The following is a 12,317-nucleotide window of genomic DNA, read 5'->3' as shown; positions in this document are numbered from 1 at the left end:
CTACAAGCGTTTTCGGGATTATTGCACTACTCCAGACCATCTCGATACACGTGTGCAACGCGGCTACTAATCTGATGATAAACCTTTTGATGCCAACCATTGGCGATCGAACAAACGCGACTGATACCGAGCTCCACCGTCGCAAAGTACCGTCACAATCCTATGTCCAGGCCCCATTTGCTTAGCCAAAGCCACAGCAGCCCCCACATTAATCCCCACAGAACCCCCCATAAATAAGCCTTCTTTCCTCAGCAATTGGTAAACCACGCGGACAGCTTCAGCATCATCAATTTGGATAGCATCATCCACCGGGGCATTCTCCATATTTCCAGTAACGCGACTCGTACCAATTCCCTCAGTAATCGAACTACCTTCAGTCTTAATTTGCCCTGTTTTGAAATAACTGTAAAGCCCGCTACCCATCGGGTCTGCCAAAACAGCTTTTATCGCGGGATTTTTTAATTTCAAAAACATTGATACACCCGCAAAAGTGCCGCCCGTACCCGTCGCAGCTACCCAAGCATCAATTTTTCCGTCGGTTTGTTCCCAAATTTCCGGACCGGTTGTCTCGAAATGAGCTTGGCGATTGGCTAAATTGTCAAACTGATTTGCCCAGACGGCATTCTCCATTTCCGCAGCCAATCTTCCCGACAGTTTGACATAATTATTCGGGTCTTTGTAAGGAACAGCAGGAACAGTCCGAACTTCGGCGCCCAAGGTTTTCAAAGCATCGATTTTTTCTTGTGATTGGGTATCAGGAATCACAATCAAACACTTGTAACCTTTAGCGTTGCAAATGTGTGCTAAACCGATGCCCGTATTGCCGGCAGTGCCTTCAACAACAGTTCCCCCCGGTTTCAGCAAGCCTTTTTCTTCAGCGTCTTTGATGATGTACAAAGCAGCCCGGTCTTTGACGGAACCGCCGGGATTGAGAAACTCTGCTTTGCCGAGAATTTCGCAGCCGGTTTCATCGCTGAAGCTGTTTAATCGAATTAGTGGTGTGTTACCGATTGTGCCTACAAAGCCGTTTTTGATATCCATATTTTTTGATTGTTTCTATACTATATAATTCTGACAATAACTTTGATATTTCGTGCTAGCAGTTTACCAAATTTTGCTCATATTTAGCACAAATCCCGGCAAAACTGGGTCGCCACTGACTGTCACCGGATTCTCCAAGCATTCCTCTGGCAAACCGGGACGGTAGATGTAGACTCTGCGATTTTTGCGGTCAATCAGCCAGCCTAACTGCACTCCTGGTTCCCTCATATATTCTTGCATCTTTTCTTGTAGCGACTTAAGATTGTCAGACGCAGACCTGAGTTCTACTACAAAATCTGGGCAAATCGGGGCAAATTTTTGCTTTTGTTCGGGTGACAAAGCATTCCATCTTTCCAGTTTAATCCAAGCAGCGTCAGGCGACTTTTCTGCACCTGTTGACAAAGTAAATCCTGTACTGGAAGTAAATGCTAAGCCTGTACCATTTTGTTCAGCCCAAACCCACAGCGGCCCAAATATATTGCCTTCTCGATTTCCCGTCTCCGAACCAGTAGGCGGGATAATTAGCAGTTCTCCCGATTTGTTGCGTTCAATCCGTAATTCACTATTGATTTGACAGAACTCGAAAAACTCGTCCTCTGTCATTTGCAATTTTGGCGGTACTCGCAACACGATTGTTGGTGACAGCATTTTGCGTTTCCTCTAATTTCAATTGTTCAGACAATAGGATAATTTTTGGGTTCGTAGTGAGGACTTCAGTCCTCAAAAAAGAGGATTGAGGACTTTAGTCCTCACTACGAACCAGTCGGTAAATTTAACTTATTTATTCGGTTGAGGAGTCATCCGCAAATAAGGCTTAACTGGCGTGTAGCCTTTGGGAAATTTCTCTGCCAACTCTTTCGGGTCGGTAATCGAAGGTACGATGACGCAATCGTCGCCGTCTTTCCAGTCAACTGGAGTCGCAACGCTGTATTTGTCAGTAAGTTGCAGAGAATCAATTACCCGCAAAATTTCGCCAAAATTCCGACCAGTGCTCGCTGGATAAGTAATGCTCAAACGCAATTTCTTCTCCGGGTCAATCACGAATACTGTGCGAATTGTTAAGTTGTTCAGCGAGTTAGGATGAATCATGTCGTAAATGTCAGAGACTTTACGATCGCCATCTGCTAAAATTGGATAGTTGAGAGTAACTTTTTGAGTTTCCTCAATATCTTTAATCCAGCCCATGTGAGAATCCACATCATCCACACTCAGGGCGATGGTTTTAACGCCCCGCTTATCAAATTCAGATTTGAGACGGGCGACTGCGCCGAGTTCGGTGGTACAGACTGGAGTATAGTCTTTCGGGTGGGAAAACAACACGACCCAGCTATCGCCGGCCCAGTCGTAGAAATTGATTTCGCCTTCAGACGAGGCTTGGGTAAAGTTGGGAACTGTATCGCCTAATCGCAGTGACATAACTGGTTTCCTCTAATTTTATTTAACGACGGTTCTCTATCATCCCATAAGTGCCCGGTTTCTCGATCGCACTGTAAATGATTTTAAACTTTTTGGTCGATCGCCGACCAATACCATTACTGTAATATATATGAGAGTTTTACCCTAAATTTTGTTGCTATGCTGTACTTTTTGCTGAAGACAATACAGCCTGTTTTAGTTCCCGTGTGTTGTGTCTGTGCCTGGGGTTTAGTTTTTTTGGTGTGTTCGAGTGTCGGGCGTGCTGTCGGCGACTCAATGCACAGAGCTCAGCGGATGCACCAAATTCCTTGTGCTAACTGCGTGTTTTTCACTGGCGACTACCACCTCAAGTGTCCCGTTCAGCCTACAATAGCTTTATCTGAAGATGCGATCGACTGTTGTGATTATCGATCGCATTCGGGAACTTACGGTTAAAAAAATCAGCCGTCGCTTGACATATTTCTTAACATTTCTCGCTATTTCGATTAAACTTAAGTTGCGATCGAGAGATTTTCAGGAGTGTATAAAGAATGATAGTTCAAAAGCTAAACGGTTGCGACGAGTTTATAGCGGGTGACGGTACTCAACTGCGAGAATTGCTGCATCCAGACAAACAAGCTGTCGAGTTGCGTTACAGTTTAGCCCACGCCACCTTGCCACCGGGAGAAACTTCCGCGCTGCACTCCCTGACCACTTCTGAAGTTTACTACATCATCAGTGGCGTTGGGGAGATGCACATCGACGATGACACTCAATTGGTGGAAGTCGGAGATGCGATTTACATTCCGCCAAACGCCAAACAGTTTATTTACAATTGCGGCACAGAACCGCTAATATTTATTTGTATCGTCGATCCGGCGTGGCGAAAGGAAGACGAGACAATTTTTCAGTAAGGTGTCGAAAAATCTGTTTTAACAATAATAGCTTTAACAATAACAGCACCCAGCCATATGTACCGAGTGATTTCCTCTTTTTGCAACTTCGATGCGGAGTTGCAAAAATCCTAGGATTCACTTGCATTGCTCCCCTCTAATTAGTTGAGGAAGTATCAGCTTTGTTGGTGGGTGCTGTTATTGATTTTTGATGAGACAGATGTGAGATTAAACAGCGTTTTACTCCTTTGATTCTATTTTGAACTTCGCTGTGATATCTAGATGTTGCATCTGTCGGAAAAGCTTTTTGTTTGCTTCATGTTATTAATCTACCACCTTTTTCTAGAAGTGCAAGCACCTGCAACTAAACTTTACAGATGAAGGAAGACGGAAGTTCGGCAACGAGCAATGTACGGGATGTAACGGATGTCGGGGAGAAGGAAGACGGAAGAGGGAAGACGGAAGACAATCTTCTATGGGTAGAGATATTGAGGAGGAATTATGAAGTTAAATGAAGCATCGAGCTTTCTGAATGGGCGGCTAAAATAGTACAGTTCGGCTGTGGCTGCTACTGCGAGAAACAGAGATAATATTTGTATGAAAAAAACCAAACTCATCAAACTGTGCGCTTTATCGCTGAGCATTTTTCTGCTGTGTAGCAGTATCGTGACAGCGGAACCGATTGCGAAGCCTCAACCGCAGCAGACTTACACTAACCAAGAGATTCTGCAACAGTTGGTGAAGGCGAAAGTCGTGTATCTAGGAGAAACCCACGATAGCGTTGCCGACCACCAAGCTCAACGGGCGATTGTTCGAGAAATGCAGCGGCAAAATCGTAAAATTGCGATCGCGATGGAGATGTTTCAGCGTCCGTTCCAAAGTGCGATCGACAACTACTTAGCTGGTAAACTGACAGAAGAGCAATTAGTCGAGCAAACAGAGTACGATCGCAGATGGCGTTTTCCCTGGGAATATTACGCCCCATTTTTGCGGTTTGCCAAAGAAAAACAACTACCAGTCCTAGCCTTAAATACACCATCGGAAGTAACGAGAAAAGTTGCCTCTCAAGGCTTAGAAAGCCTCACAGCAGAGGACAAAAAATATATTCCGCCAATTTCCGAAATTCGCACCGACAACGCCGAATACAGGCAAATGCTGCTCGAAGTTTTCCAACAGCACCAAAAGGCTGCACAGGGAAATAGTACGGCCTTTGAAAGATTTTTGCAAGCTCAAGTTTTGTGGGATGAAACTATGGCCGAAAAAATCGCTGAATTTGTCAAAGCTAACCCGGATTATCAAGTTGTGGTGTTGGCGGGGAAAGGGCATATTATGTTCGGTTACGGAATTCCCAGCCGCGTCGAGAGGCGCTTGGGAGTCGGAAATGTAAAAATGCGATCGGTTTTATTCAGTTCAGCTACAGATACTCCTTTGTCTGCAAGCAAACCCATGGCTGACTTTGTTTGGAAGCACTTGGAATAGTACAATTTTACTCGCAAGCAATAATCGGGAACAGTCAATGACAAACACACCAAAAATACTTGCATTTGCCGGAAGTACCCGGGAAGCGTCCTACAACAAACTGCTGGTAAAAGTTGCGGCTGCTGGGGCTAGGGCGGCGGGCGCAGAAGTTACTTATGTAGATTTGCGGGATTTGCCGATGCCACTATTTGATGAAGATTTGGAAGCAAAAGAAGGAATACCAGAAAATGCCCGGAAGTTGAAGGAATTGATGGTAGCACATCACGGGTTTTTGATAGCTTCCCCGGAGTATAACAGTTCGGTTACGGCTGTGTTGAAAAATGCGATCGACTGGGTATCGCGCCCAGCCCCGGGAGAACCAGGATTGGTGGCATTTACTGACAAAGTAGCGGTAATTATGAGCGCTTCCCCTGGCGGATTTGGCGGTATGCGGGGATTGGTGCATTTGCGATCGATCCTAGGTAATATTAACGTGTTCGTACTCCCGGATCAGAAAGCCATTCCCCAAGCTTTTCAAGCATTTAATGCTGATGGTACGATGAAAGATCCCAAACAGCAGGAGTCTGTGGAGAATCTCGGCGCTAAGTTGTCTAATGTGCTGTCGAAATTAATCGCGTGAGGTGATTAATTAATTTTGCAGTAGGGACGCAACAATGTTGTGTCCCAATCTCAGTATCTGTGATTTTGCTGGCTGCATCAAGTGAGATTCATAGAATAAAACCCTTGAAATGGCATCATTAAAATTCCCAATATCCGACTAATTTCATTAACAAAAAAGTCTCGCTTGTCAATATAAATTGTACTGCCATTCAACTTAAGAAACTTCCAATCAGTACCTGTAGTCACAGCCCCATAAATACTGGCAATTTGCTCTCCGCTGCGCTGATTAAATAATTGGGCGGCTACCATTTCTGCAATACACTGACCCAAACCAGATTTAATACTTTCATTCTTAGCCTCTGTGAGAGTAATGACGGGGGCGCGAATTTCATAGGAATCCTTTGATGCAGTGAGAATATAATCGCAATAGCCGTTCAAACCTGCTTCTAAATCTACATTGAATTCTGAACCCGAGAAAAAACCAACTTGAAAATCAAATTGCCGCCTGACTTCCAATAATATTGGGGCAATAATTAACTCAGCGCGAGCCTTTTCGGTATTAATTGCCGTAGCTAAGGACAGGTTTTCAGTTAAAGTAGTTTGCAAATAGGAACTTGGCTGTACCTCCGGGATATCGCCAAACAAATCTAAAGGTTCTTCTACGGTTAAATTAAAAGATTCTCTAACTTTCGCTAAAGTTGTAAAATCGCTGTATGCCACAGGTTGACCTCATTGCTCGATTTTGGCGATCGCATTCTCAAATTGCTACAATCATAGTTGATTGCCTGTTATCCTCACCCCCAAATTAACATGACATTCACCGGAGATCCAAATTCAGCACCTGTTTTGCCAACAGCCGCAGAAGCAGCGGTTGCCAAAACCAGCAGCCGCGCCTTAGAATCGCACTTAGAAAATCATCCGTCTGGCGAATCCCTGAAATTGATATTAGATGAAAAAGAGGGCAAAACAATTGACATACCTGCCGCCGCGTTGCCACTGCTGTTAGCGATTTTGCAACAAACAAGTAGCGGCAATACTGTCAAGCTAACTCCAATTACTAAAGAACTTCATATTTATCAAGCAGCCGACATTCTGGGAGTTTCGGATAAATATATGCGGGAGTTGCTGGATGCTGGAAAAATCCCTTACAAGACAGTCAGGAACAGTCGCCGGATACGTTACGAAGATTTAATGGACTATAAAAAACAAAGTTACAAAGAAAGCAGTAAAATTATGGATATGCTTGTAGCTGAATCAGAAGCACTCGGTTTGTACCATTAAAATATGGCAACTTTAACTGTTATTTACGATGCTAATGTTTTGTATTCGGCATCTCTTCGTGACTTGTTTGTAGAGTTGGCAACTACCGACATAATTGAGGCACGTTGGACTGAAGAAATTCACGAGGAGTGGATGAGAAATTTACTTATAAACCGTCCCGATCTAAAATTTGAACAAGTTTACCGAACCAAAAACTTGATGAATGCAAATGTTGAAAATTGTTTGGTACAAGACTATGAGGCAATTATACAAGAATTAAAACTTCCCGATCCGGGCGATCGCCATGTCCTCGCTGCGGCAATTCACTCTCGTTCTAAGTTTATTATTACTTTCAATCTCCGAGATTTTCCCGAAGAAGTTCTTGCGCCTTACGACATTTTAGCGCAGCATCCAGATGATTTTATTTTACACTTGCTTGACCTCAACTGGCAAACAGTATGCAAAGCGGCAGAAAAGCAAAGAATCAGGCTCAAAAATCCGCCAAAAACGCCTGACGAGTATTTGCAAACGCTGGTAGAATTGGGACTGCCGCTGTCAGCAACTCGGATGCGAGAATTGTGTTATGCTGATTAGCCCGATCGCCTACTAAAAATTTATTTAACAGAGATAATAGCGGCTAGGAAGCATACCACCAATTGTACCAGTACCGCATCACCCGATCGACCTAAAAGAAAACCACCCGATCGCACATTGGCACACATAGGCTAGAACAAGCATAATTTAACCATCGGTCATCGGTCGGTTATACTTGTCACAAACAGTATGGCAGGCGTGGGAGACTCCTCCGTCACACCTGCCATGCAGTTTTATTTAATATTAGACAAGATTGCAAAATAATTTTATGCTATAATGAAGGGTTTGGCTTAAGTGGAGCAGATTGCAGGTTAGATCGGCACTTTAAAATTATGAGTTAGCTCTCAGGTCTAAAACTCAAAGCCTTTAATTGTAACTCCGTGATTTTTTTTGCAACAGGTCTAATATGTTCCAGGATAGCGGTCAGTCCATATTTTATGTTCATTAAGATATTCCTGATTTGAAAGGCTTCTCCCGCAACAGTGAGTTTTTTTTCGTTTGTAGCAGCAATTAACGAAAACAACATCTTGAGATACAAATTCAAGCTTGCTCGCGGTATTGTAAACCCGTAAATTTACTAGATTTCTTTGCCCAAATAACTCAATATTTTAAAAGTCTAAGTAATTCTATTTACGCCCCGCTTAAAGTTAGGTTGGTAAAGGTTATTATTTGTTTCCCTTTCTCGACTTTCTCCACAAGTGGACTGCTCCCAATCCCAAAAAGGTCAAAAATGAGGCGAAGGGGGAGGAGTTCTCCGGTACGGGAGTAGGAGGAGATTCGTTAATTTCTAAGGTCACAAGCCCCTCTCCTGAAATAGTTCCATTTCGGGCTTCGGTTATATTGTCAGTTGGGCGAGCATCGGGTATACTGGGCGGCGGGTTGCAGGGGCTAAAAAGCAACTAGATCTGATTCTATCAATCGCTCCGACGATCTATGAAACATCGAAATATAGAGCCTGTATTTTTGGCGATCGCCAAAATTAGTTGACGTGCCATCAGATCGGATGCCTTTTAATATTGTATCTTCATTCTATGCAACTTCATGTAAAATTGGTATTATGGACGATGTATTTTCAGTTTAATGAACAAATACCAGAGGTAAATCAACATAATAGAATCTGTCAAAATTAGCAAAAATAAAACCACCATAGCGGACTGGCGATTAACTCCTGGTTACTTGCATGAAGGTAGGTTAGATTTTGAATCAGCACATATTTTGTTAGGGTATTTCTTGGCAGATAGAAATTCTCTAAATCCACCGGGAGAAAAAGAATTATTTGCTGAAGATGGCATTTTTGAATGGGGACACGCCCAGCCTCTAGAAAAAGTCATAAATTCACGGGAAGATGTGGAGTTTCTGCTCAAAAATCCTAATTTGTTGCGGAACTGTATAACCATTATTGAACCGTGGGAACACGTAGGCGTTAACACTCTCGGAGAAGATGTTCGGGCTTCCAAAAACGTTGCCTACATTGCTCAAAAAGTTGCCGATATCGACTCAGTATTATTGCCAGTTTGGTCAACGGGAATCATCGATCCAGAAATAATTGTTCCGGCAATTACCTGCGGTTATGCCGTAGTAGTGGAAGGAGGCGATCCATCGACATACGATGAATCGACTTGGACAAGTCCAGCCTGTCCGCGAGAGGATATGTTTGCATTAGTGGAAAAATTGCTGATTTCGCGATCGCCCACCAGTGCCCCTGCAATATTCATCTGTGTAGGCCACCAACTGGCTGCTGAAGGTAACATACGACTGATTCGTCGTGCAGTCAAAGAAGTCCTGGGCATGACATCTTTGGATGGCGATCGCTCAGGTATTGCTCTGAGATCGTTGCAAGAGGTTGCAGGGCGCATCGAAGCAATAGGTAAGACTCTTCAAGTTAAAAAACGTGATGGGCGGGTTGTTGCCCAGGGCTGGAACGATCGGCATTTTGCGGTGACGCGCAATGAATCGAAGGAAGTTGGCGATCGCGTGTTGTTACCCTATCAGTCTCCAGACGGCGATGCCTTAGATATTCCTTGGGAACTCATCCATGCCCACTCTGTAACAGCAGATGCACATGAAGGTGTCATTGACACGACGATTCAATACGAGCATGAAGTATCAATTTCGATGTTTCACTCAGATGAAGTCAACGAAGAAGCTGTACTGTTTGCTAACTGGGCTTACCGAAGTATTCATGACGCCCTTATTCCTTATCGGCATTTGATAGCTGGAAGTCCTCTGTCATGGCTGATACAACTGCCTGATTCTGTGGAAATTCTTTGTTCGACAGCAGCTAATGGCGAAATAGTTACAGAATGTTCGGCTACGTGCATTAACTACAAAGACTTTGAAGCCAAAAAAATTCGACGTTCTTTTACTTGCCAGTTCCATCCAGAATTGCTGTCAGATTTGCGTGCGATCGGTAACAGCGAAGCTCCATCATATGCAACTTTGAAGAATGATGATGGTGTCCGCTTATTTGTACGACTACTGTATGCAGGTATGCAAGAGTAATGCTGTTAGCTTGCTGTCTTTTGGGAGATGAAGATGACAATTGAACTGAAACTATAGCCTTTCAAGCGAAAGATGAGGTATGCTGAGTTATGCTACAACCCTTACACCACCAACCTTTTCAGGTCAAGATTCGTCCGCGAATCAATGTGAGAAAGGCTATATCACAGCAACAGATCATCTTTTGAGCGTTGAATCACTTATTTTGAATTGAGCGCTCATCAGATACACTAGATGTTCGCTCACAATTCAAAACTATCGATCGACCCCTGCCAGTTTTTCTGCTGGAGCCGATCGCAAATTTTCACTTTTTGATTCGCCAAATATTGCTGAAATTCGGGTTTTTCAATGTCGCTGCGCCACAGGATAGCAGCATCTTCTCCTGTGTCTGCGTAGTATCGCTTTCGCCGTCCTGCTTCCTTAAAGCCAAATTTGTGGTACAGAGACAGTGCGACTAAATTAGAGGCTCGCACTTCTAAAGTTGCCCTTTCTAACTGTCTGCGGTGTGCCGATTTTAGCAAAGTCCAAAGCAGAGCTTGTCCCAAACCCTGACCTTGAAAGCGCGGATCGATCGCCAAAATGGTAATGTGAGCTTCTTCTAAAATTACCCACAGACAACCGATACCGATGAGCATTGGGGGAACTTGTAGGGGCGGTGGATGGTGCGTGCGGGCCCGAATCTGTAGTAGCGGTGGATGGTGCGTACCCGCCTGGTTGTGAGCTGATTCAGAACCCTCAGTTTCCCATGTCCACAAACCCAGTAAATCGCTATTAGGACTGTCTAACTCGCGCCTGTAGCCTTCGATCGTCCAAAGTCCGCCAAAACAGAGGCGATCGAGCTCTACTGCACTGTTGAGGTGTTCGGCGGCGAGATGTTTGATTCCGAGAAAAGGCACAGGGGATTTTAGATTTAATAATTACTCAAAAGCATCAATCTGGGCGCTGATGACCCAATTGCTTGCCGTCAATTGTACACTGGAGAACACAGTAAGGATAGTTATTGCGCGATGGTATTAACTCAATCTATCGAAAAAGTGGAATCTGGACTTCAGTATCTGTCTAAGTCTCAAGAACCCAGGGAAAGTCGATCGCCCAATCAAGAGCTTTTACCGCTGACAGCCAGCGTCAACAGTAAGAATCATTTGGAAATAGGAGGCTGCGACGTAACAGACTTGGTAGAGAAATTTGGCTCGCCACTGTACATCTTAGATGAAGAAACGCTGCGGGCGACCAGCCGCCAGTACCGAGAGGCTTTTAAGCGGTACTATCCGGGCGAATCTCAAGTGATCTATGCTTCTAAGGCTTGGAGTTGTTTGGCTGTTTGCGCGATCGCGGCTTCCGAGGGCTTAGGCATAGATGTGGTATCTGCCGGAGAAATTAAGACAGCACTAAAAGCTGGCGTGAATCCAGAAAAAATTTACTTTCACGGGAATAACAAATCCCGCGAGGAAATCGAACTAGCTGTCACCAGTGGCTGCACAATCATTGCAGATAATTTGTGGGATTTAGACAATCTCGCAGAGTTGGCAAAATTGGGTGTCAGTCACAAAGCCGGTGAGCGGATACGAGTTATGGTCAGGTTTACGCCTGGAATTGAGTGTCACACTCACGACTACATTAAAACTGGTCAAATCGACAGTAAATTTGGATTCGATCCCAACTCCCTCAAGGATGTTTTCATTTACCTCAGCAAGCAGCCGTCTTTATCCTGCGTCGGATTACACGCTCACATTGGCTCTCAGATTTTTGAAGTGAAACCCCACCACGATTTAGCAGATGTGATCGTTAAGGCTTTCAAAGCAGCAATTGGGCACGGGTTGAAGCCGACAGAAATTAATATTGGCGGTGGGTTGGGTATTCGCTATACTGAATCCGACGATCCTCCAAGCATAGATGATTGGGCTAAGACAGTCTGCGACGCAATGGTAGCAGCTTGCAAAAATCATGATTTGACAACATTACCAAAATTGCTTTGCGAACCGGGTCGATCGCTCGTGGGTTCAGCCTGCGTCACCGCTTATACGGTGGGCGCTAAAAAAGTCATTCCAGGAATCCGGACGTATTTATCGGTAGATGGCGGTATGTCGGACAATCCCCGTCCAATTACCTACCAATCAGTTTATCGAGTCCTCGCAGCCAACAAAATGTCTGCTGAGTTAACGGAAACAGTGACAGTTGCTGGCAAACACTGCGAATCAGGCGATATTCTGATTAAAGATGCTAAGTTGCCAGAGTGTCAGTCGGGAGATATTCTCGTCGTTACGGCTACAGGGGCATACAATTACAGCATGGCTTCTAACTACAACCGAGTCCCCAGACCGGCGGCGGTTTTGGTGAAAGATGGGAAAGTTGACACGATCGTAGAGCGGGAAACTGACGAGGATTTGCTGAGGTTCGATCGCCTTCCTGAAAGACTCGGAACTAAAAAGTAAGAAGTAAAACATAAAAAGTAAAAAGTAAGATGATTCATTGGGATTTCTTGATGATTGTTTTTAAACTTTTTACTTTTGGCTTGTTCAGTCACGCGATTGGAATAACAACTGTTCATGGTTCACG

14 protein-coding genes are annotated in these 12,317 nt (G+C 44.3%); 9 read left to right on the top strand and 5 right to left on the bottom strand.

Annotation, left to right across the window (positions count from 1 at the left end):
• Positions 1 to 66: 66 nt before the first annotated feature.
• The 3 genes from JGK22_RS12025 to JGK22_RS12015 form a co-directional block, all read right to left on the bottom strand.
• A complete protein-coding gene (locus JGK22_RS12025) occupies positions 67 to 1,041 on the bottom strand; it encodes a cysteine synthase A (RefSeq protein ID WP_293216291.1) in 975 nt (324 codons plus the stop codon).
• A 63-nt stretch (positions 1,042 to 1,104) separates the two neighbouring features.
• Positions 1,105 to 1,689 (bottom strand): Uma2 family endonuclease, encoded by a 585-nt coding sequence (locus JGK22_RS12020; protein WP_293312934.1) that lies wholly within the window; start codon positions 1,687 to 1,689, stop codon positions 1,105 to 1,107.
• 129 nt (positions 1,690 to 1,818) lie between these two features.
• Positions 1,819 to 2,457, bottom strand: a complete 639-nt coding sequence (locus JGK22_RS12015; RefSeq protein ID WP_293152832.1) for a peroxiredoxin — start codon at positions 2,455 to 2,457, stop codon at positions 1,819 to 1,821.
• Positions 2,458 to 2,616: 159 nt separating this feature from the next.
• Here JGK22_RS12015 and JGK22_RS12010 point away from each other — a divergent pair, with 159 nt between their 5' ends.
• The 5 genes from JGK22_RS12010 (at position 2,617) to JGK22_RS11990 (ending at position 5,427) form a co-directional block, all read left to right on the top strand.
• Positions 2,617 to 2,892 carry a hypothetical protein gene (locus JGK22_RS12010; protein WP_293176038.1) on the top strand — a complete coding sequence of 92 codons (276 nt, stop codon included), beginning with the start codon at positions 2,617 to 2,619 and terminating at the stop codon, positions 2,890 to 2,892.
• A gap of 95 nt (positions 2,893 to 2,987) precedes the next feature.
• Positions 2,988 to 3,350 (top strand): cupin domain-containing protein, encoded by a 363-nt coding sequence (locus tag JGK22_RS12005; protein ID WP_293176040.1) that lies wholly within the window; start codon positions 2,988 to 2,990, stop codon positions 3,348 to 3,350.
• A gap of 356 nt (positions 3,351 to 3,706) precedes the next feature.
• Positions 3,707 to 3,844: a hypothetical protein gene (locus JGK22_RS12000; protein ID WP_293176042.1), complete on the top strand. Its 138-nt coding sequence runs from the start codon at positions 3,707 to 3,709 to the stop codon at positions 3,842 to 3,844.
• A gap of 82 nt (positions 3,845 to 3,926) precedes the next feature.
• The gene (locus JGK22_RS11995; RefSeq protein ID WP_293176044.1) at positions 3,927 to 4,808 is read left to right on the top strand and encodes a ChaN family lipoprotein; all 882 of its coding nucleotides are present in this window, start codon (positions 3,927 to 3,929) and stop codon (positions 4,806 to 4,808) included.
• A gap of 37 nt (positions 4,809 to 4,845) precedes the next feature.
• Positions 4,846 to 5,427: an NAD(P)H-dependent oxidoreductase gene (locus tag JGK22_RS11990; RefSeq protein ID WP_293198091.1), complete on the top strand. Its 582-nt coding sequence runs from the start codon at positions 4,846 to 4,848 to the stop codon at positions 5,425 to 5,427.
• A gap of 77 nt (positions 5,428 to 5,504) precedes the next feature.
• Here JGK22_RS11990 and JGK22_RS11985 read toward each other — a convergent pair whose 3' ends face one another.
• Entirely contained in the window at positions 5,505 to 6,128 is a 624-nt protein-coding gene (locus JGK22_RS11985) for a hypothetical protein (RefSeq protein WP_293176048.1), read from the bottom strand.
• Positions 6,129 to 6,218: 90 nt separating this feature from the next.
• Between JGK22_RS11985 and JGK22_RS11980 the strand changes: the two genes are divergently transcribed.
• From JGK22_RS11980 to JGK22_RS11970, 3 genes are all read left to right on the top strand, one after another.
• Positions 6,219 to 6,689, top strand: coding sequence for a helix-turn-helix domain-containing protein (locus JGK22_RS11980; RefSeq protein ID WP_293192414.1), 471 nt, complete (start codon positions 6,219 to 6,221; stop codon positions 6,687 to 6,689).
• Between the two features lie 3 nt (positions 6,690 to 6,692).
• A complete protein-coding gene (locus JGK22_RS11975) occupies positions 6,693 to 7,262 on the top strand; it encodes a PIN domain-containing protein (RefSeq protein WP_293192416.1) in 570 nt (189 codons plus the stop codon).
• A gap of 1,230 nt (positions 7,263 to 8,492) precedes the next feature.
• Positions 8,493 to 9,764, top strand: coding sequence for a hypothetical protein (locus JGK22_RS11970; RefSeq protein WP_293216289.1), 1,272 nt, complete (start codon positions 8,493 to 8,495; stop codon positions 9,762 to 9,764).
• Between the two features lie 239 nt (positions 9,765 to 10,003).
• Here JGK22_RS11970 and rimI read toward each other — a convergent pair whose 3' ends face one another.
• Positions 10,004 to 10,657, bottom strand: coding sequence for a ribosomal protein S18-alanine N-acetyltransferase (gene rimI, locus JGK22_RS11965; protein WP_293176058.1), 654 nt, complete (start codon positions 10,655 to 10,657; stop codon positions 10,004 to 10,006).
• A 111-nt stretch (positions 10,658 to 10,768) separates the two neighbouring features.
• On the opposite strand from rimI, the gene lysA reads away from it, so the two are divergent.
• Positions 10,769 to 12,193: a diaminopimelate decarboxylase gene (lysA, locus tag JGK22_RS11960; protein WP_293176060.1), complete on the top strand. Its 1,425-nt coding sequence runs from the start codon at positions 10,769 to 10,771 to the stop codon at positions 12,191 to 12,193.
• Positions 12,194 to 12,317: the final 124 nt, after the last annotated feature.

The organism is Microcoleus sp. PH2017_08_TRC_O_A, assembly GCF_020738665.1.
Classification (GTDB): domain Bacteria; phylum Cyanobacteriota; class Cyanobacteriia; order Cyanobacteriales; family Microcoleaceae; genus Microcoleus.
Note: the sequence above shows the minus strand (reverse complement) of the source record. Positions and strands in the feature narration are given on the sequence as shown.

Excerpts from the sequence above, each read along its gene's own strand:
- JGK22_RS12025 (WP_293216291.1), bottom strand. The coding sequence starts at position 1,041 with ATGGATATCAAAAACGGCTTTGTAGGCACAATCGGTAACACACCACTA.
- JGK22_RS12020 (WP_293312934.1), bottom strand. The coding sequence starts at position 1,689 with ATGCTGTCACCAACAATCGTGTTGCGAGTACCGCCAAAATTGCAAATG.
- JGK22_RS12015 (WP_293152832.1), bottom strand. The coding sequence starts at position 2,457 with ATGTCACTGCGATTAGGCGATACAGTTCCCAACTTTACCCAAGCCTCG.
- JGK22_RS12010 (WP_293176038.1), top strand. The coding sequence starts at position 2,617 with ATGCTGTACTTTTTGCTGAAGACAATACAGCCTGTTTTAGTTCCCGTG.
- JGK22_RS12005 (WP_293176040.1), top strand. The coding sequence starts at position 2,988 with ATGATAGTTCAAAAGCTAAACGGTTGCGACGAGTTTATAGCGGGTGAC.
- JGK22_RS12000 (WP_293176042.1), top strand. The coding sequence starts at position 3,707 with ATGAAGGAAGACGGAAGTTCGGCAACGAGCAATGTACGGGATGTAACG.
- JGK22_RS11995 (WP_293176044.1), top strand. The coding sequence starts at position 3,927 with ATGAAAAAAACCAAACTCATCAAACTGTGCGCTTTATCGCTGAGCATT.
- JGK22_RS11990 (WP_293198091.1), top strand. The coding sequence starts at position 4,846 with ATGACAAACACACCAAAAATACTTGCATTTGCCGGAAGTACCCGGGAA.
- JGK22_RS11980 (WP_293192414.1), top strand. The coding sequence starts at position 6,219 with ATGACATTCACCGGAGATCCAAATTCAGCACCTGTTTTGCCAACAGCC.
- JGK22_RS11975 (WP_293192416.1), top strand. The coding sequence starts at position 6,693 with ATGGCAACTTTAACTGTTATTTACGATGCTAATGTTTTGTATTCGGCA.
- lysA (WP_293176060.1), top strand. The coding sequence starts at position 10,769 with ATGGTATTAACTCAATCTATCGAAAAAGTGGAATCTGGACTTCAGTAT.